We start from the raw sequence: 20,277 nt of genomic DNA, 5'->3' as shown, positions 1-20,277 counted from the left end.
TCAAATGATGGGTATTTTTATAATAAAAAAGCGGCATTTATTTACACCGCAAATAAAAATATATATTTCATAAATTAGATAAATATTACAGGTAAAAAAAACCGCAACACGGGGCTGCGGTTTTATCAGTAAGCCGATGCTTACGGCAGAATTGACGGTTGATCCGCCCCTTCTTTTTCCACTTTCTGCTGGAGCAGATGTTCGCGTTTCATACCCAGCTTCAGCGCCAGCGCTGATGCAACATAGATAGAAGACGCAGTACCGATGGAAACCCCGATAAGCATCGTCAGCGAGAAGCCTTTCAGCATCGCGCCGCCGAACAGATACAGCATCAGGATCACGACCAACGTGGTGCCGGAGGTGATCAAGGTACGATGTAACGTCTGCGTCAGCGAGATGTTGAAGATCTCATACGGCGTACCGCGACGGATCTTACGGAAGTTCTCACGAATACGGTCCGATACCACGATACTGTCGTTCAGCGAGTAACCGATAACGGACATCAGCGATGCCACGATAGTCAGGTCTACCTCTATCTGGAACAGCGACAGCACGCCCATCGTGATGATCACATCGTGCGCCAGCGCGATAACGACGCCCGCCGCCAGACGCCACTCGAAACGGAAACCGACGTAAATCAGGATGCTAATCAGCGCCACCAGCAGCGCCATGCCGCCGGTTTGTGCCAGATCCGCGCCTACGCTCGGCCCCACAAATTCGATACGCTTCACGGAGGCGTTCTGGCTGGTGGCTTCGTTAATAACGCTCACCACCTTGCTGCCCAGCACCTGCCCGCCGGTTTCACCCTGCGCAGGCGGCATACGCACCATAATGTCGCGGCTGCTGCCGAAGTTCTGCAACAGCGGCTCCTGGAAGCCCGCTTTTTCCAGCGCGTCACGCATTAAGTCCATGTCCGCCGGTTTTTCCAGCGAAATTTCGATAACCGTACCACCGGTAAAATCCAGGCCCCAGTTAAATCCGCGAACGCCCATCACCACGAGGGAGAGGATCAGCAACACGCCGGAAATAATAAAAGCCCAGTTGTCCCAGCGCATAAAGTCCCAGACTTTACGGCCGTGGTTCAATTGTTCAACAGTATAATCCTGTGCCACAACGCACTCCTCAGATAGACAGCTTGTTAATGCGTTTGCCGCCGTACAACAGGTTGACGATGGCACGGGTACCGACAATAGCGGTGAACATGGACGTCGCCACACCGATACCGGTAGTGATCGCAAAGCCTTTAATTGAGCCAGTACCGACCGCGTAAAGGATAAGCACTTTGATCAATGTCGTAATGTTGGCATCGAAAATGGACGAAAACGCGCCCTGATAACCTTCGTGAATCGCCTGCTGCACGGTACGACCGTTGCTCAGCTCTTCTTTAATACGCTCGTTTATCAGCACGTTAGCGTCCACTGCCACCGCGAGGGTGAGCACGATCCCCGCAATCCCCGGCATGGTCAGCGTTGCACCTGGCAACAGCGACATAATACCGACGATCAACACAAGGTTCGCCACCAGCGCGGAGGTCGCGATCAGACCGAACTTCTTATAGAAGAAGATCATAAAGATAATGGAGACCACCAGACCTGCCAGGCAGGCTTCCAGACCTTGAGTAATGTTCTGCGAACCAAGGGTTGGGCCAATGGTACGTTCTTCCACGATCTGAATCGGTGCAATCAGCGCGCCCGCACGTAACAGCAGCGACAGCTGACGTGCTTCGTTCGGGTTATTGATGCCGGTAATACGGAAGCTGTTGCCCAGGCGAGACTGGATGTTGGCGATGTTAATCACTTCTTCCTGTTTCACCAGTACTGCACGGCCATTCGCATCTTTCTTACCGCTGTCTTTGTACTCCACAAACAGGGTCGCCATCGGCTTACCGATATTGTCCTTGGTGAAGTTCGACATGATGTTGCCACCCGCGCTATCCAGCGAAATATTCACCTGCGGCTGGTTGTATTCATCCTGATTAGAGGTGGAATCGGTGATATGGTCGCCGGTGAGGATCACGCGTTTGTACAGCACAACCGGCTGGCCTTCGCGCGTCTGTTTCACTTCGGAATCACCCGGTACACGCCCACTCGCCGCAGCGGAGGCATCTACGCTGGTATTGACCAGACGAAACTCAAGCGTTGCGGTCGCGCCAAGGATCTCTTTCGCGCGCGCCGTATCCTGAATACCCGGCAGCTCAACTACGATGCGGTCGGAGCCCTGACGCTGCACCAGCGGCTCGGCAACGCCAAGCTGGTTTACACGGTTACGCAGGATGTTAATGTTCTGCTGAACAGCATATTCGCGGGCTTCGCTCAGGCGTGCATCGCTCATTACGGCGCGCAGCACATTGTCGCCCTGATTAGAGATAACCAGATCGCGATGACGGCCAGTCAGGTAAGTATTCGCCTGATCGCGCGCCGCGCTGTCGCGGAATTGAATGCTCAGACCATAGTTATCTTCCTTACGCACGGTGGTGTAAGGAATGCCTTTATCGCGCAGATCGCTGCGCAGGCTGTCGATATTCTGTTCCTGCAATTTGCTCAGCGCGGTTTGCATGTCGACTTCCATCAGGAAGTGCACGCCGCCACGCAAGTCGAGACCGAGTTTCATCGGTTCGGCTTTAATGTAGCCCAGCCAGCGCGGGGTTGCCGGCGCAAGGTTAAGCGCGACAACGTATTGGTCACCTAACGCGCTGACCAGCACTTCGCGGGCGCGGAGCTGCGTATCGGTAGAATCGAAGCGAGCAAGAATAGCGCCCTCTTCCAGTGCCACAGACTTCGCGTTGATTTTTTCTTTTTGTAGATCGTTCTGGACCTGGATCAGCGTTTGCTCACTGGCGGCGACGCCGCGCGCGCCAGTGATTTGAACAGCCGGATCCTCACCATACAGGTTGGGAAGTGCGTAAAGCAGGCCGACGATAATCACGACGACCAGCATGATGTACTTCCACAAAGGATAACGGTTTAACACGGCAGTTCCCTTTGGGAAAACGATAGATTACAGCGCCTTCATGGTGCCTTTCGGCAGAACGGCAGCTACGAAGTCACGTTTGATTACCACTTCAGTGGTGTCGTTCAGTGCGATAGCAATGTAGCCAGTTTCCGCTACTTTGGTTACGCGACCAACCAGACCACCATTGGTCAGCACTTCATCACCTTTAGCGATGGAGTCCATCAGCTTTTTATGCTCTTTAGTGCGTTTTTGTTGCGGGCGCAGGATCATGAAGTAGAAGATCAGACCGAACACGACCAGCATCAGGATCAGGGACATCGGGCTGCCCTGTGAAGGCGCGCCTGCTGCCGCTACCGCATCAGAAATAAAAAAGCTCATTCAAATTCCCTCATTATTAAATTAATCAACGTTCAAAGGTGGAACCGGTCGACCCTGACGCTGGTAAAAATCCGCTACGAAGCTCTCTAATTTACCCTCTTCGATAGCCTTGCGTAAACCAGCCATTAAGCGCTGATAGTATCGCAGGTTATGAATCGTATTGAGACGCGCGCCCAGTATTTCGTTGCAACGATCGAGATGATGCAAGTAGGCGAGCGAATAATTGCGACATGTATAGCAATCGCACTCGGTGTCGAGCGGGCCGGTATCGCTTTTATATTTCGCGTTACGGATTTTCACCACGCCGTTGGTCACAAACAGGTGGCCGTTACGGGCGTTACGCGTTGGCATAACGCAGTCAAACATATCTATCCCGCGGCGTACGCCTTCAACCAGGTCTTCCGGTTTACCCACGCCCATCAGGTATCGCGGTTTGTCTGCGGGGATTTGCGGGCAAACATGCTCCAGAATACGGTGCATATCTTCTTTCGGCTCGCCCACAGCCAGACCGCCGACAGCGTAGCCATCAAAGCCTATCTCTACCAGACCTTTGACGGAGATATCGCGTAAATCTTCGTAAACGCTGCCCTGAATAATGCCGAACAGCGCATTTTTGTTACCCAGCCCGTCGAAACGATCGCGGCTGCGTTTTGCCCAGCGCAGGGACATCTCCATCGAGCGTTTGGCGTAATCCCAGTCCGCCGGGTACGGCGTACATTCGTCGAAGATCATCACGATGTCGGAGCCGAGATCGAACTGAATCTCCATCGATTTTTCGGGATCGAGGAAAATCGGATCGCCGTTGATCGGGTTACGGAAATGCACGCCCGCTTCGGTGATTTTGCGAATGTCGCCGAGGCTGAACACCTGGAAGCCGCCGGAGTCGGTAAGGATCGGCCCTTTCCACTGCATAAAATCGTGCAGATCGCCGTGCAGTTTCATGATTTCCTGGCCCGGGCGCAGCCACAGGTGGAAGGTGTTACCAAGGATTATCTGCGCGCCGGTGGCTTCAACTTCTTCCGGCGTCATGCCTTTAACGGTGCCGTAAGTGCCCACGGGCATAAACGCTGGCGTTTCAACGACGCCACGCTCAAACACCAGGCGGCCGCGGCGGGCGCGTCCGTCGGTGGTCTCCAGTTCAAATTTCATTTTTTCTCCAGCCAGAAAGACAGTCTGACGTTTAAAGCCAGCGCCGCGGACCTATTCCCCGACGCGTTCTGTAAGAGCTTGCGGATTGTACGTGATAAACATCGCATCCCCGTAACTAAAAAAACGATATTTCTCTGCAACTGCGGCGCGGTACGCATTCATGGTGTGTTGATAACCCGCAAATGCAGAAACCAGCATGATCAGCGTCGATTCCGGCAGATGGAAGTTGGTCACCAGCGCATCAATCACTTTGTATTGATAGCCTGGATAAATGAAGATTTGCGTGTCGCCAAAGAAGGGTTCGATCAGCGCCTCTTTTGCCGCCTGCGCTGCGCTTTCCAGGGAGCGTACGGAAGTGGTGCCGACTGCAACAACGCGATTGCCGCGGGCTTTTGCCGCCAGCACCGCATCAACAACCTCCTGCGGCACTTCGGCATATTCAGAGTGCATGATGTGATCTTCAATGGTGTCTACGCGCACCGGCTGGAAAGTCCCGGCACCAACATGCAGAGTAACGAACGCCATTTCGATGCCTTTATTACGCAAGCGCTCCAAAAGCGGCTCATCAAAATGCAGACCGGCGGTCGGCGCGGCAACCGCGCCTGGCTTCTGGCTGTAAACCGTCTGGTATAGCTCGCGGTCGGCGTCTTCGTCAGGGCGGTCAATGTACGGCGGCAGCGGCATATGGCCGATAGCGTTGAGGATATCCAGCACCGGGCGCGCGTCATGGAACTCGACTTCAAAGAGCGCGTCATGGCGCGCAACCATGGTCGCCTGAATATCTTCCGCGTCGCCAAGCAACAGCTCGGCCCCCGGTTTCGGTGCTTTAGAAGCGCGAATATGTGCCAGAATACGTTTATCGTCGAGCATGCGCTCAACCAGCACTTCTATCTTGCCGCCGCTGGCTTTACGGCCAAACAGGCGCGCCGGGATAACGCGGGTGTTGTTGAACACCAGCAGGTCGCCCGGGTTGAGCTTGTCGAGTAAATCGGTGAAAGTACCGTGTGTCAGCGCGCCTGTTGGGCCATCCAGCGAGAGTAAGCGGCAACTGCTGCGCTCGGGCTGTGGATAGTGGGCAATCAGGGATTCGGGCAACTCAAAGGAGAAATCGGTAACGCGCATGACACTAACTCGAGACAAAAAATAAGAGGCGGGTAGTCTAGTGCCCGCGCCCGTTCGCTGCAACCGTTAGCCGCTTTTGGATAAGAAACAGATTATGAACTTCCTTGCTCACCTGCATTTAGCCCATCTGGCCGACAGTTCCCTTCCCGGCAACCTGCTGGCGGATTTTGTTCGCGGCAACCCGGAAAACAGTTACGCGCCAGAGGTGGTGGCCGGTATCCATATGCATCGGCGGATCGATGTGCTGACTGACAATCTGCCAGAGGTGAAAATCGCCCGCGAGTGGTTCCGCCCGCAAACCCGCCGGGTCGCGCCGATTACGCTGGATGTGATGTGGGACCACTTTCTCTCGCGCCACTGGGCGCAGGTTTCTCCCGACTTCGCACTGGAGGATTTTGTCCGCTACGCCCATTCGCAGGTGGCAACCATTCTGCCGGAGTCGCCGCCACGTTTTGTTAATTTAAATAATTACTTATGGTCAGAGCGCTGGATGGAGCGTTACCGGGAGATGGCGTTTATCCAGAATGTGCTTAACGGCATGGCGAGCCGCCGCCCGCGCCTCGATGCCCTGCGCGACTCCTGGCAAGATCTGGACGCCCATTACAGCGGGCTGGAAGCATTGTTCTGGGATTTTTACCCACGGATGATGGCGCAGGCGCGCGCCAGAGCCCTTTAGCAACGCATCTTCCTGCAATTCACCCCGCTGCACTTACCTGGCTCAGGAGGCAGACCAGACAGAAGCGCTGATGGCAGAAAGTGCCAGCACACCGTCCTGTAACGTACCCACACCTTCTTTAAGCCGCCAGTTTTTCGCCCGCAGCAAAGGGGAGTCCTCCAGCACCACTTCACAGGCTTCGCTGCGGTTAATGGCAATCAGCACGCGCTGCTGGCGGTAAACGCGCATAAATACCAGCACGTTTTCCTGCGCATAAACCACCAGACATCCGCCGTAACGCAGGGCCTGGCTGCGCGAACGCAGTTTCGCCATACGTTGATAGAGCGCCAGCAGGCGGCTGTCCTGGCGTTTTTTATCCCACGGAAAAGGCTTGCGACAGAAGGGATCGCTGGCGCCGTCCAGCCCCACTTCGTCGCCGTAATAGATGCAGGGCGTGCCGGGCCAGCAAAAGAGCCAGACCACCGCCAGCGGCAGGCGGGCCACATCCCTGCCGAGCACGGTTTTAAAACGCGGTGTGTCGTGGCTGTCGAGCTGGTTAAACATGCGCAGTTGCTGCTGATGCGACAGCGCCGCACGGTAGTTATCCATCCACGCGGCGCAGGTTTGCGCATCAATATTCTGCGGATCGAGAGAGATATCGGTGTGCGCCAGAAACGCCCACACTGGCAGGGTAAATCCCCGGTAGTTCATCGCCGCATCTTCGGCGTCGGCCTGTAACCACTGGCGCGCATCGCCAAAATGTTCACCCACAATGTAAGCCTGCGGCTGCGTCGCTTTCGCCGCCCGGGTAATGCCCGCGACATGTTGCAGGTTGTTGCGCGCCCCGCCCGCTTCACCCAGCATATGCACCACATCCAGCCGCCAGCCATCCATGTTCCCCGGCGCTTTCAGCCAGTGACGCACGACGCTCTCTTCCCCCTGGTAGATCTCGTCGACAAGCTCTGGCGAGCGGTAATCGAGTTTCGGCAGACTCGCATAGCCGAGCCAGTCGTGGGCGTGGCCGTTTTCATCAAAGTTGTACCAGCTGCGCCAGCGTGAATCGGGGTTATGACATGCCCCGCCCGTCGCGCGGTTATGCCTGTCGAACCAGGCGTGGGAATCGCCTGTGTGATTAAACACGCCATCGAGGATCAGGCGCATGCCATTTTCCTGGGTGTTATGCCGCAAACGGAGCAGTGCGTCGTCGCCGCCGAATTGCGCATCGACATGGCGGTAATCTTCGGTGTCGTATTTATGCACGCTCGGGGCGACAAACACCGGGTTGAGATAGAGCGCGGTGACGCCGAGTTTTTTCAGGTACGGCAGTTTTTCACTGATGCCGGCCAGATCGCCGCCGTAAAAGGTGGAGCCGCCCGCTTCACCGGTGAGGGGTTCATCCCAGTCGCGAAAAACAATCGGCTGACCGGCAGCGTGGTGGTAATAGACGTTATCCTGACTCGCCTTACGCGGCTGGCTGCGGGCAAAGCGATCCGGGAAGATTTGATAGAACACCTGATCGGCGACCCAGGCCGGGCCGCTATCGGGCGCATCGATGGCAAATTGTTCCAGGCTGGCGGGTGGAAAGCGGCTCAAACCCTGCGGGGTGAACCATAGCTGGCGGTTTTCCCACAGCAGCTTAAAGCTGTAGCGCCGACGCGGCTGGCCGCGGGTCAAATCGATAGCAGCCCGCCAGACAGTCACACCATTCTCAGCGGTTTTACGCCCGCGATGCATTACCACGGCGGTCTCTTCGTTATCGATCTCAAGGCGTAATGTCACGCGTTCCGGCAAGCGGGTGCCGGCGAGCCACAGGCTAATGATCAGCTGTTGCTGGTGCTCTTTTACAAATGGCGCGACGGGCAGGTGCCATGCATTCAACATCAAAAATCCCCTTTGCTCAAAATGACACCACTGTAGCCACAGCATGCCGTTTTGCGCCTCCTTCTTTCCACCTTTTTACGGGGGTGAGAAGCGGGGCGCAGAGATGAGCGGGGGATTTATTTGCGGCGTTTAAACTGCCAGCCAATCAGCAGCAGTACGATCCACGCGAAGCCCACATACAGGGAGATGCGGGTTTCCGGGTGCCAGCCAATCAGCGCGATAATAAACACCAGGAAAATCAGCCCGGCGATGGTCGTCGCCACGCCGCCCGGCACTTTAAACTTCAGCGCTTTCACATCATCAACAGAGAGACGGCGGCGGAAACCAATTTGCGACAGCAGGATCATGATCCACACCCACACGGTGGCAAAGGTCGCCAGCGAGGCAATTACCAGAAAGACGTTTTCCGGCATGATGTAGTTGAGGTAAACCGCCATCAGCAGCGCGAGGGTCATTACCAGCACGGTGACCCACGGAATACCGCGCCGTGAAGTTTTGGCGAACATCTTCGGGGCGCTGCCCTGCTCGGCCATGCCGTGCAGCATACGACCGACGCCGAACACATCACTGTTGATCGCTGAAAGCGACGCGGTAAGCACCACAAAGTTAAGAATGCTGGCGGCAAAGGTAATGCCCATATGCTGGAAGGTCAGCACGAACGGGCTACCGTCGGTTCCCACCTGGTTCCACGGATAGATGGACATAATCACGAACAGCGTCCCGACGTAAAACACCAGAATACGCAGCGGCACGGAGTTGATGGCGCGGGGAATCGATTTCTCCGGATCTTCGGCTTCACCGGCGGTGATACCGATAATTTCGATGCCGCCGTAGGCGAACATTACCATTTGCAGGGCCATCACCGTGCCGAGCCAGCCGTTGCTGAAGAAGCCGCCGTGGCTCCACAAATTGCTGATCCCGGTCGGTTGGCCGCCGTTGCCAATGCCCCAGATGATGATGCCGAAACCGGCAACAATCATGATGATAATGGTGGCGACTTTAAAGAAAGAGAACCAGAACTCCAGTTCGCCGAACACCTTCACGCTCATCAGGTTAATGGCGCAAATCAGCAGCACCACGCTCAGCACCCAAATCCAGTGCGGCACCGTCGGGAACCAGACACCCATATAGATGCCGAAGGCGGTGACATCGGCAATAGCGACAATCAGAATTTCAAAACAGTAAGTCCAGCCGGTGATATAGCCTGCCAGCGGGCCGAGGTTTTCCTGCGCGTAGCGTGAGAAGGAGCTGGCGGAGGGGTTATGCACGGACATTTCGCCCAGCGCCCGCATAATGATGTACGCCGCAACCCCACCGATAATGTAGGCCAGCAACACGCTTGGCCCGGCCATTTTGATGGCATCTGCGGAGCCGTAAAACAGCCCGGTGCCGATCGCTGAACCCAGCGCCATAAAGCGAATATGGCGGGTGCTTAGCCCACGCTTCAGCTTATTAGTACTTTCCATCGTTTCCACTGCCGTTATTCATCACAAAAATAAAAAACCACGGAGTGCGCTACCCCGTGGTTGAACAAACCGTGTTTGCTGCTGTTAATGCGCGCTGGAAGTGACCTGACGTCCTGCTGCGCGATCCCAGATTGCCGCCAGAACCACCATCACCAGGCTCGGCATCAGCCAGGCCAGGCCCTGCTCTGCCAGCGGTAAACGCTGTGTCCAGGCCGGAAGGTGTTCAGCAAACGCGGACGCTTTCACGCCGTCAAGGATACCAAAAAGAAAGCTGATAAACATGGCCGGTGCGATAACGCGGGTAGAACTGTGCCAGAAAGAGCGGCTAAAGCTCAACACCACCAGCACAATGCACGGCGGGTAGATCATGGTCAGCACCGGAATCGAAATCTGGATCAAGTGGCTCAGACCCAGATTGGAGACCGCCATCGAGAAGATGCCCAGAATAAAGACCAGCGTGCGGTAAGAGAGCGGCAGATACTGCGCGAAAAACTCAGCACAGGCGCAGGTCAGGCCAACGGCGGTGACCAGGCAGGCGATGAAAATCAGCGCCGCCAGCAGGAAGCTGCCCGCACCACCGAAGGTGTGCTGCACGTAAGAATGCAGGATCGCCGCGCCGTTCGCGGATTGATCGACAAGCGAAGAGCTGTCGGAACCCAGACGGAACAGCGCCAGATACAGCAGCGTCAGGCCGACACCGGCCATCAGACCAGCCCAGACGGTGTAACGGGTCAGCAGACGCGCTTCGGTAACACCGCGCGAACGCGCCGCGTTAACAATCACAATACCGAAGACCATTGCGCCCAGCGTATCCATCGTCAGGTAGCCATTGACGAAACCGTTAGAGAACGGCGCGGTCTGGTAAGCTTCCAGCGCGTGGCTGATCGGGCCAGCAGGCCAGATAATCGCGGCGACAGAAAGAATGGTCAGGGCAATGATTTTCAGCGGCGCGAGGAAGTTGCCGACGGTATCCAGCAGTTTGCCCGGATAGAGCGACACCAGAATCACCAGCGCAAAATAGACGATGCTGTAAATCAAAAGCGGCATTGCGCCATCGCCAGTCAGCGGCGCAATTCCCACTTCAAAAGAAACGGTTGCGGTACGCGGCGTGGCGAACAACGGCCCGACGGCCAGGTAGCAAACCGTTGCCAGCAGGACACCCGCGACTTTACCAATCGGCGTACTGAGGCTATCGACGCCGCCACCCACTTTCGCCAGCGCGACCACGGTCAGCACCGGCAGGCCCACCGCCGTAATCAGAAAGCCAAACGCCGCTGTCCAGACGTGTTCACCCGCCTGCAAGCCGACCATAGGAGGAAAAATAATGTTACCTGCGCCAACGAACAGGGCGAAGGTCATAAAGCCCAGAGCAACGATGTCACGCGGTTTTAAGTGATGGGTCATAAGTTCTTACTGCCTGTGGATGTGGTGTCGTAAAAATGATGATTTTTTCGGCGTTTCCAGGCGGACAATAACGCACCAGTTTGGCGTTAAATCAGCGGGAAATGCTTAATACACAGCGTGGCGAAGAATAGTTTTTCGGTTTACCACACAAATGCAGTTGGTCTGACAATTCAGGGGCGCAATTTAAACGCTTATAACGTTTAAAGGCAAGTCGGGATCGCAAAACCAGATATTTATACTAAGCAGAAAACAACAACCAGTTAAATACTCCATTTATAAGAAAAACACATGGCTGATCATGCGAACAAAAAAGCAGCAAGCGTACAAAATACGTTTCAGGTGAAGTTCAGAGTGTGAAATAGCGGCCCGCTGAGGTAGGCCGCTGGAAAGATAAACTGACAGCGTTGTCAGCTAACGGGGACTTTGGCAACCAGACGTTCCGGCAGGACAAAGCTAAAGCGCGTCCCCTTGCCCGGTTGACTGACGATATCGAGGCGGCTGTCGTGATGATTCACGGCATGTTTGACAATCGCCAGCCCCAGGCCACTGCCGCCAGTTTGCCGGGAACGGGCCTTATCAACCCGGTAGAAACGCTCGGTCAGACGCGGAATATGTTCGGCGGCAATCCCCGGCCCGTTATCTTCCACGCTGAACTCCGCGCCGTGCGGCGCCCGCTGCCAGCGCACAATAATGTGCGTACCGGCAGGCGTGTGATTCACCGCGTTATAGACCAGATTAGAGATGGCACTGCGCAGTTGTTCATCATTACCCAGCACTTTTAAGTCACTGTCGACCTCAAAAGTGAACGTCTGCTTTTGCTGGCTCAGGGTTTGCGCTTCCCGCTCGACCACCCGCAGCATCATCGGGACATCGATAATCTCGTTGGGCGGTAACGTTGGCGCGGCTTCAATTTTCGACAGCGTTAAAAGCTGGCGCACCAGCCCTTCCATGCGCGACGTTTGCTCCCGCATGGTGTGCAACGCTTTTTCGCGCGGCGCGCCTTCCAGACTTTGCTCCTGCATCATCTCCAGGTAGCCTTGCAGCACGGTGAGCGGTGTGCGCAACTCGTGGCTGACGTTGGCGAAAAAGTTGCGCCGCGCGCCTTCAAGCTGGTGCATTTGCGTGACATCGCGCGCCACCATCAGCAGTTGCTGCTCGCTGTAGGGCATCACGCGGATCTCCAGATGACGCCCGGTATTGAGCACCAAATTGAGCGGTTTGCCGAACGCCTGGGTTTTCAGGTATTGGGTGAATTCGGGATAACGCAGCAGGTTAAGGATGTTCTGGCCATTATCGTCCGGCCAACGCAGCCCCAGCAGTTGTTGCGCAAGGCCGTTACACCAGAAGATCATCCCCTCTTCGGTAGTAAGCACCACCGCATCCGGCAGGGATTCAGCACCGCTGCGAAAGCGTTTGATTAAGCTGCCCAGTTCGCGACGGCGTTTTTTGTTACGCATCTGCATTTGGTGCAGGCCATATAACAACGGCTCCCAGCTTCCCGTGCCGGGCGGCGGAGTCATACTTTTATCGACCCATAACCACCAGGAAAGACGCAACAGATTCCAGAAATGCCAAATCAGCAGGCCAGTCACCGCCGCCAGTAAAAACCAGGGCAGATGACCGAAAATCGCGCCGAGTATAAAGGCGGGGATACAACAAAGGAGGAGCTCCAGCACCAGCCTTTTCCATGACAGCCGTTCCAGCACGCGTCACACTCCTGTCAAATTTTAGAAACGGGTCGAAAAACGATATCCCGTGCCACGCACTGTTTGCACCATCCGGTCGTGCCCGCTGTGTTCGAGCGCTTTACGCAGACGGCGAATATGCACATCCACGGTTCTGTCTTCAACATAAACATTGGTTCCCCAGACGTGGTTCAGCAGTTGTTCACGGCTGTAAACCCGCTCCGGGTGGGTCATAAAGAAGTGTAAGAGTTTAAATTCCGTCGGCCCCATATCCAGCGGGTTTTCGCCGGTCATCACGCGGTGTGACGAGGGATCGAGGCTTAGCCCCTGCATTTCAATGACCTCTTCCACCGCCATCGGTGAAATGCGGCGCATCACGGCTTTAATGCGCGCCACTAACTCTTTCGGTGAAAAAGGCTTGGTGATGTAATCATCCGCACCGGTTTCCAGACCGCGCACGCGATCCTCTTCTTCCCCACGCGCCGTCAGCATCATCACCGGAATATCGCGGGTCATCGCTTCGCGCTTCAAATGTTTAATAAACTGAATACCTGAGCCGCCGGGCAACATCCAGTCCAGCAAAACCAGGTCCGGCCAGGGTTCGTTAAGCTGGTTCACCGCGCTGTCATAATCTTCAGCTTCTACCGGCTGAAAACCATTTTGTTCGAGCACGAAGCACACCATTTCACGGATCGGTGCTTCATCTTCTACGACCAGAATTCTTCTCGCCATGATTTGCCCTGTTTTAATTAAGTCATCAGTATATATAGCGGCGTTAGTATGCGTCAGTTTTATGACAGATTTATGAATAAGATGACCGTAAGATGACCCTCACGTCCTGAGTATGACAACGCAAATTTCCACCTGGATATGTCCCTCATCTGCTTAATGTTTATAATCGCCGTTATGCTTTATTGCCACGGGATCACTATGCGCATTATTCACACATCAGACTGGCATCTGGGCCAAAATTTTTACAGCAAAAGCCGGGCCGCCGAACATAACGCGTTTCTCGACTGGCTGCTGATCACGGCGGAAAGCCACCGAGTGGATGCCATCATCGTTGCCGGGGACATTTTCGATACCGGTTCGCCGCCCAGTTATGCACGCGAATTATATAACCGCTTTGTGGTCAACTTGCAGCGCACCGGCTGCCAACTGATCGTGCTGGCAGGCAACCATGATTCCGTCGCCACGCTGAATGAATCCAAAGAAATCCTCGCGTATTTGAAAACCACGGTGGTCGCCAGCGCGGGCGTTGACCCGTTCCTGCTTTACCGCCGCGATGGCGAACCGGGCGCCATCTTTTGCCCGGTACCGTTTCTGCGCCCGCGCGATATCACCGTCAGCCAGGCGGGCATGTCCGGGCAGCAGAAGCAGCAACACCTGTTGGCAGCCATCACCGATTATTATCAACAGCAATTCACCGCCGCCTGCACCCTGCGCGGCGATAAACCGCTGCCGATCATCGCCAGCGGCCATTTGACGACCGTCGGTGCCAGCAAAAGTGACGCGGTACGTGATATTTATATCGGCACGTTGGATGCTTTCCCTGCACAAAATTTTCCGCCGGCAGATTACATCGCGCTCGGGCACATTCACCGGGCGCAGAAAATCGGCGGCCAGGAGCACATTCGCTACTGCGGTTCGCCCATCCCGCTGAGTTTTGATGAGACCGGCAAAAATAAGAGCATCAATCTGGTGACTTTCGCCGACGGCAAGCTGGCGGAAGTGACGCCGCTTGAGGTGCCTGCAACCCAGCCGTTGGCGGTGGTCAAAGGGGATTTTGCTGAGATTTGCCGCCAGCTTGAGCAGTGGCGCGATGCGCCGACTGACACACCCGTGTGGCTCGATATCGAAATTATCAGCAGCGATTATCTGGTGGATATGCAGCGCAAAATCCAGCAGGTAACGGAAGATTTACCCGTCGAAGTGCTGCTGGTGCGCCGCAGCCGCGAGTTACGGGAACGCCTGCTGGCTGGTGAACTGCGCGAAACGTTAAGTGAATTAAAAGTAGAAGACGTTTTTGCCCGCCGCCTGGCTCAGGAGGAGCTCGACGACACGCAAAGTGCGCGTTTACTCACGCTATTTAGTGAAACCCGCCAGGCGCTGGATGAGGAGAACGAGGCATGAAGATCCTCAGTTTACGGCTGAAAAACCTCAACTCGCTGAAGGGCGAGTGGAAAATCGACTTTACCGACGAACCGTTTGCCAGCAATGGCTTATTTGCTATTACCGGCGCGACCGGCGCCGGGAAAACGACGCTGCTGGACGCCATTTGTCTGGCGCTGTACCACGAAACGCCGCGCCTGAGCACGCTATCGCAATCGCAAAACGATTTAATGACCCGCGACACTGCCGAGTGCCTGGCGGAGGTGGAATTTGAAGTTAAAGGCGTCGCTTACCGGGCGTTCTGGAGCCAGACCCGCGCTCGCGGGCTGGTGGACGGCAACTTACAGGCTCCGCGCGTCGAGCTTGCGCTGTGCGAATCCGGCAAGATCCTCGCCGATAAAGTGAAAGATAAGCTCGATCTCACCGCTTCACTTACCGGGCTGGATTACGGGCGCTTTACCCGTTCGATGCTGCTGTCGCAGGGCCAGTTTGCTGCCTTTCTTAATGCAAAACCCCGCGAGCGCGCCGAGTTGCTGGAAGAACTCACCGGGACTGAAATTTATGGGCAGATCTCGGCGATGGTGTTTGAAAAGCATAAAACCGAGAAAAGCCAACTGGAAAGTTTGCGCACCCAGGCCGAAGGCGTGGCGTTGCTAAACGAGGAGCAGCGCGAACAGCTTGAACAACGTTTGCAGGCGCTCACTTCGGAGGAACACGCGCTGCTGGCCGGGCAGCGCGCGGTGCAGACCCAGGCGCAATGGCTCAATCGCGACACGGAATTACGCGCCGCCCTTGGCCGTGCGCAGGCGGCGCTGACACTGGCGCAGCAGGAGCAGAAACAGGCGCAGCCACAGCTGGCCACGCTGGAGCGGGCGCAACCGGCGCAACTGCTTCGCCCGCTCTGGCAGCGGCTTGAAGAGCAACACAACGTACTGGCCCGAACCCGCAAGCAGAATGAGGAAGTGAACACTCGCTTACATGCCAGCCTGGTACAACGCGCGCGCATGCGGTTTAGCGCCGTGCAGCAACATGCCGAACTGTTGGCCTCGCGCAAAACGCTGGAGAGCTGGATAACCGAACATGAACGTTTTGCCCGCTGGCAGAGCGAACTTACCGGCTGGCGGGTGCTGTTCACTCAATTAGCAGAAGAGAAAAAGCAGTGGCAAGGCTTGCAGCAACGCGTGCAGAGCCACAATGACCGGCTGCGTACGCTGCCGGAATCGACGCTGGAAATGGGCATTGAGGAGACCGCCGCCGCAATGGCGCTGTGCGCGCAAAACCGCCCCCTGCGCCAGCAGTTGACCGCCCTGCACGCCCGCTACGCACCGCTGCACAAACAATTAAGCCTGCGCCAACAAAGCCTGCTGGATCTGAAAGCAGAGCAGGAAAAGCTCAACGCCGAGCTGGCACGTAAGCGCGAGCAATATAAAGAAAAGAATCAGTTACTGAGCGACGTGCGCACCATCTGCGAGCTGGAGAGCCGCATTAAAGATCTGGAAAGCGAGCGCGCGCGGCTGCAACCGGGCCACCCCTGCCCGCTGTGCGGCGCAACGGAACATCCGGCGGTCGCGCACTATCAGGCTATCGAACCGGGAATCAATCAGACACGTTTTAACGTGCTGGACATTGAAGTCCGCCAGATGAAAGAAGACGGGGTTGCACTGGGCGAACGGCTCAAAGGCCTCGCCGAGCGCTATGAAAAAGATGAGCGCGAAGCCAAAAACTTGCAGCAAGAGGAACAAAGCTGGCTGGAAGAGTGGGCTAAAGCCTGCGCGGCGCTGGGCGTGACGCTGGAGCCACATCGCGACCTGACTAGCTGGCAAAGCGCGCAGGATGCCTATGAGCATCAGCTTTACCTGCTCAACCAGCGCCAGACCTTGCAGCAGCAAATCAATGAGCTACGCCAACAGAGCGAGCAGTATCAACAGGCCGTAGAGCGCCGCCGCGAAAGCCTGGTCACTGCCCTAAGGTCGCTGGATCTTACGCTGCCGCCGGAAGGTGAAGAAGAGGCGTGGCTGGCGGCGCGTGGGCAGGAAGCGGAGCAGTGGCAGCAGCATCAACAGCAACTGACCGCGCTGCACGAGCGGATGGCGCTGTTAACGCCGATCCTTGAAACCTTGCCTGAAGACGATACCCCCGCCGACGGGCAAAAGGTGGCGCTGGAGGGCTGGCGCACCGTGCACGATACGTGCGTCTCCTTGCGCAGCCAGTGGCAAACCCTGCAACAGCAACTGGCGCAGGAGACAGAGACCGAACGCGCACTGGAGCGGCAGTTTAACGAGGCGCTGGCCGCCAGCATGTTTGACGATCGGCAAGCATTTTTAAGCGCCCTGCTCGACGATGGCGAGCGCCTGCGCCTTGAACAGTTACGCCAGAAGCTGGAGGCCGATTGCCAGCAGAAACAGGCGCTGGCGGTAAGCGCCGAACAGGTTGTCGCCGTGCATCAGGCGCAACGGCCCGCCGATCTTGATGCCCATGCCAGCGCAGAAAGCGCCGGGCTGGCACTGGAGAATGCGTCGCGCCAGCTGCGTGAAAACACCACCCGCCAGGGGGAATTGCGCCAGCAACTGAAGCAGGACGCAGACAATCGCAAGCGCCAGCAAACGTTGTTGCAGCATATTGAGCAAGCCGCAACGCGCTGCGACGACTGGGGTCACTTGAATTCGCTGATCGGCTCGAAAGAGGGTGATAAATTCCGTAAATTCGCCCAGGGGCTGACGCTGGATAACCTGGTGTGGCTGGCCAATAACCAGCTTACCCGCCTGCATGGGCGTTATCTGCTGAAACGCAAAGCGAGTGAAGCGCTGGAGCTGGAAGTGGTGGATACCTGGCAGGCAGACGCGGTGCGCGATACGCGTACCCTTTCCGGCGGGGAAAGCTTCCTGGTGAGCCTCGCGCTGGCGCTGGCGTTATCCGATCTGGTCAGCCATAAAACCCGCATTGATTCGCTGTTCCTGGATGAAGGTTTCGGCACCCTCGACAGTGAAACGCTGGATACCGCGCTCGACGCGCTGGATGCGCTGAACGCCACCGGCAAAACCATCGGCGTGATAAGCCATGTTGAGGCGATGAAAGAGCGCATCCCGGTGCAGATTAAAGTGAAGAAAATAAACGGCCTGGGGTACAGCAAACTCGACGGGAAATATGCTGTGGGCTAGCAAAATGGGCGCGGGAAACCGCGCCCACTCACCTTATTCGCCCTGCGGCCATAACCACGCCGCGCCGCGCACACCGCTGGAATCACCGTGCAATGCCTTGCGGATCGGCGTTTCGCATTCGCCACCAAACACCCAGTTTTTGATTAACCCCGGCACCGTCTGGTACAGGCGTTCGACGTTACTCATGCCGCCGCCGAGCACAATCACATCCGGATCGAGGATATTCACCACGTGCGCCAGCGATTTCGCCAGCCGCAGTTCATAGCGGCTTAGTGCCAGTTCAGCGACGGCATCCTGCTCGCTCACCAGGCGCATAATCTCGTTACCCTTCAACGATTTTCCGCTCAGGCGCTGGTAATCCGTGGCAAAACCGGTGCCGGAAATAAAGGTTTCAATACACCCTTGTTTGCCGCAATAACACGGCACTTCGGCGCGATAACGCAGTTCGTCATCGTCCATCCACGGCAGCGGATTGTGGCCCCACTCGCCCGCCGTGCCGTTGCCGCCAATATGGGAATGACCGTTAAGGGCGATGCCGGAACCGCAACCGGTGCCGATAATCACCGAAAACACCGTCTGCGCACCCGCCGCCGCGCCGTCCACCGCTTCTGATACCGCCAGGCAGTTTGCATCATTTGCCAGCCGCACTTCGCGGTTTAACCGCTGGCTCAAATCCTTATCAAACGGTTTACCGTTGAGCCAGGTGGAGTTGGCGTTTTTCACCACGCCCGTGTAAGGCGAGATAGAGCCGGGGATCCCCATGCCAACCGTGCCGCGCTGGCCGGTCTCTTTTTCCGTCAACTCGACCAGCGAAGCGATAAGCTCAATGGTCTGCTGATAGTCACGCGGCGTAGGCTGGCGGTGGCGGAACACTGCTTCGCCCTCCTCGTCCAGCGCGATAATCTCTGTTTTTGTACCACCCAAATCGATACCGATACGCACATCAAACTCCTCATAGTGGACCACGCATTAGCGATGCAAGCGCGGCGACAATTCGCTATCATGCCCGCTGCATTTAACGACAAGGCCGTGAAAACAATCATGCTGTGGTTCAAAAATTTAATGGTATACCGTCTCAGCCGCGATGTGGCGCTGCGAGCGGAAGAGATGGAAAAACAGCTTGCGCCGCTAACGTTTACTCCATGCGGTAGTCAGGATATGGCGAAAACCGGATGGGTTCCACCGATGGGCTCACACAGCGACGCGCTGACCCACACCAATAACGGCCAGATTATTATCTGCGCACGTAAAGAAGAAAAAATTCTGCCCACGCCGGTGGTGAAACAGGCGCTGGAAGCGAAAATTTCCCGTCTCGAAGCCGAGCAGGGTCGCAAACTGAAAAAAACGGAAAAAGATTCCCTGAAAGACGAAGTGCTGCACTCGCTGCTGCCGCGTGCTTTCAGTCGTTTCAGCCAGACCATGATGTGGATCGATACCGTTAACGGTTTGATTATGGTCGACTGCGCGAGCGCCAAGAAAGCAGAAGATACGCTGGCGCTGCTGCGTAAAAGCCTGGGTTCGCTGCCGGTCGTGCCGCTGGCGATGGAAAATCCGATTGAGCTGACGCTGACCGAATGGGTGCGTTCCGGCACGGTAGCGCAGGGTTTCCAGTTGCTGGACGAAGCAGAACTGAAAGCGCTGCTGGAAGATGGCGGCGTAATCCGCGCGAAAAAGCAGGATCTGGTGAGCGATGAGATCGCGGTGCATATCGAAGCAGGCAAGGTGGTCACTAAGCTGGCGCTCGACTGGCAACAGCGGATCCAGTTTTTGATGTGCGACGACGGTTCGGTAAAACGCCTGAAATTCAGCGATGAACTGCGCGATCAGAACGAAGATATCGACCGGGAAGATGTCGCCCAGCGTTTTGATGCCGATTTTATTTTGATGACCGGCGAACTGGCGGCATTGATTCAAAACCTGGTGGAAGGCCTGGGCGGCGAAGCCCAGCGTTAAGCCATTGATGTTGCCGGATGGCGCTTCGCTTATCCGGCGACAAGGTTTACAAATAGCGGCAAAGATAGGAACTCGGTTCCGCCACCTGCAAATGGAATTCGCTCTGGCCAGGCACGTTGAACACCTCACCGGCGGTAAAAATTTTCCACTCGGTTTCGCCTGGCAACAGCACATTCAGCGCGCCACTGACCACCGTCATCTCTTCCGGCTGTGCGGTACTGAACGTATATTCCCCTTCCACCATGACGCCGACGCTGGCGCGACCAGTGCTGCTGCTGGTAAACCCAATGGACTTCACTTTACCGGAAAAGTATTCGTTGCTTTGAAGCATGAACTGGCCCTTATAGAGAAAATGACAGGAA

16 protein-coding genes are annotated in these 20,277 nt (G+C 56.2%); 4 read left to right on the top strand and 12 right to left on the bottom strand.

The features are described 5' to 3' along the window. Positions 1-140: 140 nt before the first annotated feature. Genes secF through queA form a run of 5 tightly spaced genes read right to left on the bottom strand, consistent with a single transcriptional unit; the run spans position 141 to position 5,601 of the window. Positions 141-1,112 (bottom strand): protein translocase subunit SecF, encoded by a 972-nt coding sequence (gene secF, locus Q5705_09520; GenBank protein ID WLI78753.1) that lies wholly within the window; start codon positions 1,110-1,112, stop codon positions 141-143. A 10-nt stretch (positions 1,113-1,122) separates the two neighbouring features. Further along, positions 1,123-2,970 (bottom strand): protein translocase subunit SecD, encoded by a 1,848-nt coding sequence (secD, locus tag Q5705_09515; protein WLI78752.1) that lies wholly within the window; start codon positions 2,968-2,970, stop codon positions 1,123-1,125. Positions 2,971-2,997: 27 nt separating this feature from the next. Beyond that, a complete protein-coding gene (gene yajC, locus Q5705_09510) occupies positions 2,998-3,330 on the bottom strand; it encodes a preprotein translocase subunit YajC (protein ID WLI78751.1) in 333 nt (110 codons plus the stop codon). 21 nt (positions 3,331-3,351) lie between these two features. Then, complete coding sequence (gene tgt, locus Q5705_09505; protein WLI78750.1) at positions 3,352-4,479, bottom strand: tRNA guanosine(34) transglycosylase Tgt; 1,128 nt, start codon at positions 4,477-4,479, stop codon at positions 3,352-3,354. 51 nt (positions 4,480-4,530) lie between these two features. Next, on the bottom strand, positions 4,531-5,601 hold the full coding sequence (gene queA / locus Q5705_09500; protein WLI78749.1) for a tRNA preQ1(34) S-adenosylmethionine ribosyltransferase-isomerase QueA: 1,071 nt from the start codon (positions 5,599-5,601) through the stop codon (positions 4,531-4,533). Positions 5,602-5,695: 94 nt separating this feature from the next. On the opposite strand from queA, the gene acpH reads away from it, so the two are divergent. Further along, complete coding sequence (gene acpH / locus Q5705_09495) at positions 5,696-6,277, top strand: ACP phosphodiesterase (GenBank protein WLI78748.1); 582 nt, start codon at positions 5,696-5,698, stop codon at positions 6,275-6,277. Positions 6,278-6,319: 42 nt separating this feature from the next. Here the strand turns inward: acpH and malZ are convergent, their stop codons facing one another. The 5 genes from malZ to phoB form a co-directional block, all read right to left on the bottom strand. Next, complete coding sequence (gene malZ / locus Q5705_09490) at positions 6,320-8,137, bottom strand: maltodextrin glucosidase (GenBank protein WLI78747.1); 1,818 nt, start codon at positions 8,135-8,137, stop codon at positions 6,320-6,322. Positions 8,138-8,253: 116 nt separating this feature from the next. Next, positions 8,254-9,603, bottom strand: coding sequence for a proline-specific permease ProY (proY, locus tag Q5705_09485; protein ID WLI78746.1), 1,350 nt, complete (start codon positions 9,601-9,603; stop codon positions 8,254-8,256). An 84-nt stretch (positions 9,604-9,687) separates the two neighbouring features. Continuing rightward, positions 9,688-11,007: a branched-chain amino acid transporter carrier protein BrnQ gene (gene brnQ / locus Q5705_09480; GenBank protein WLI78745.1), complete on the bottom strand. Its 1,320-nt coding sequence runs from the start codon at positions 11,005-11,007 to the stop codon at positions 9,688-9,690. 407 nt (positions 11,008-11,414) lie between these two features. Beyond that, positions 11,415-12,713: a phosphate regulon sensor histidine kinase PhoR gene (phoR, locus tag Q5705_09475; GenBank protein ID WLI78744.1), complete on the bottom strand. Its 1,299-nt coding sequence runs from the start codon at positions 12,711-12,713 to the stop codon at positions 11,415-11,417. Between the two features lie 21 nt (positions 12,714-12,734). Further along, positions 12,735-13,424 carry a phosphate response regulator transcription factor PhoB gene (phoB, locus tag Q5705_09470; GenBank protein ID WLI78743.1) on the bottom strand — a complete coding sequence of 230 codons (690 nt, stop codon included), beginning with the start codon at positions 13,422-13,424 and terminating at the stop codon, positions 12,735-12,737. A 198-nt stretch (positions 13,425-13,622) separates the two neighbouring features. Here phoB and sbcD point away from each other — a divergent pair, with 198 nt between their 5' ends. Next, a complete protein-coding gene (gene sbcD / locus Q5705_09465; GenBank protein ID WLI78742.1) occupies positions 13,623-14,825 on the top strand; it encodes an exonuclease subunit SbcD in 1,203 nt (400 codons plus the stop codon). Further along, on the top strand, positions 14,822-17,962 hold the full coding sequence (gene sbcC, locus Q5705_09460; GenBank protein ID WLI78741.1) for an exonuclease subunit SbcC: 3,141 nt from the start codon (positions 14,822-14,824) through the stop codon (positions 17,960-17,962). Before sbcD ends, sbcC begins: the two co-directional genes overlap by 4 nt. Positions 17,963-17,995: 33 nt before the next feature. Here the strand turns inward: sbcC and mak are convergent, their stop codons facing one another. Further along, on the bottom strand, positions 17,996-18,904 hold the full coding sequence (gene mak / locus Q5705_09455; GenBank protein WLI78740.1) for a fructokinase: 909 nt from the start codon (positions 18,902-18,904) through the stop codon (positions 17,996-17,998). A 99-nt stretch (positions 18,905-19,003) separates the two neighbouring features. On the opposite strand from mak, the gene rdgC reads away from it, so the two are divergent. After that, complete coding sequence (gene rdgC, locus Q5705_09450) at positions 19,004-19,915, top strand: recombination-associated protein RdgC (protein ID WLI79002.1); 912 nt, start codon at positions 19,004-19,006, stop codon at positions 19,913-19,915. 46 nt (positions 19,916-19,961) lie between these two features. Here rdgC and ppnP read toward each other — a convergent pair whose 3' ends face one another. After that, positions 19,962-20,246 (bottom strand): pyrimidine/purine nucleoside phosphorylase, encoded by a 285-nt coding sequence (gene ppnP / locus Q5705_09445; GenBank protein WLI78739.1) that lies wholly within the window; start codon positions 20,244-20,246, stop codon positions 19,962-19,964. Positions 20,247-20,277: the final 31 nt, after the last annotated feature.

This window comes from Kosakonia sp. H02 (genome assembly GCA_030704225.1).
Classification (GTDB): Bacteria; Pseudomonadota; Gammaproteobacteria; order Enterobacterales; family Enterobacteriaceae; genus Kosakonia.
This window is presented reverse-complemented; position numbering and strand designations above follow the sequence as displayed.

What these genes read in the sequence shown, in the direction of transcription:
- yajC (WLI78751.1), bottom strand. Translation starts at nt 3,330, where the DNA reads ATGAGCTTTTTTATTTCTGATGCGGTAGCGGCAGCAGGCGCGCCTTCA.
- tgt (WLI78750.1), bottom strand. Translation starts at nt 4,479, where the DNA reads ATGAAATTTGAACTGGAGACCACCGACGGACGCGCCCGCCGCGGCCGC.
- queA (WLI78749.1), bottom strand. Translation starts at nt 5,601, where the DNA reads ATGCGCGTTACCGATTTCTCCTTTGAGTTGCCCGAATCCCTGATTGCC.
- acpH (WLI78748.1), top strand. Translation starts at nt 5,696, where the DNA reads ATGAACTTCCTTGCTCACCTGCATTTAGCCCATCTGGCCGACAGTTCC.
- malZ (WLI78747.1), bottom strand. Translation starts at nt 8,137, where the DNA reads ATGTTGAATGCATGGCACCTGCCCGTCGCGCCATTTGTAAAAGAGCAC.
- proY (WLI78746.1), bottom strand. Translation starts at nt 9,603, where the DNA reads ATGGAAAGTACTAATAAGCTGAAGCGTGGGCTAAGCACCCGCCATATT.
- brnQ (WLI78745.1), bottom strand. Translation starts at nt 11,007, where the DNA reads ATGACCCATCACTTAAAACCGCGTGACATCGTTGCTCTGGGCTTTATG.
- phoB (WLI78743.1), bottom strand. Translation starts at nt 13,424, where the DNA reads ATGGCGAGAAGAATTCTGGTCGTAGAAGATGAAGCACCGATCCGTGAA.
- sbcD (WLI78742.1), top strand. Translation starts at nt 13,623, where the DNA reads ATGCGCATTATTCACACATCAGACTGGCATCTGGGCCAAAATTTTTAC.
- sbcC (WLI78741.1), top strand. Translation starts at nt 14,822, where the DNA reads ATGAAGATCCTCAGTTTACGGCTGAAAAACCTCAACTCGCTGAAGGGC.
- rdgC (WLI79002.1), top strand. Translation starts at nt 19,004, where the DNA reads ATGCTGTGGTTCAAAAATTTAATGGTATACCGTCTCAGCCGCGATGTG.
- ppnP (WLI78739.1), bottom strand. Translation starts at nt 20,246, where the DNA reads ATGCTTCAAAGCAACGAATACTTTTCCGGTAAAGTGAAGTCCATTGGG.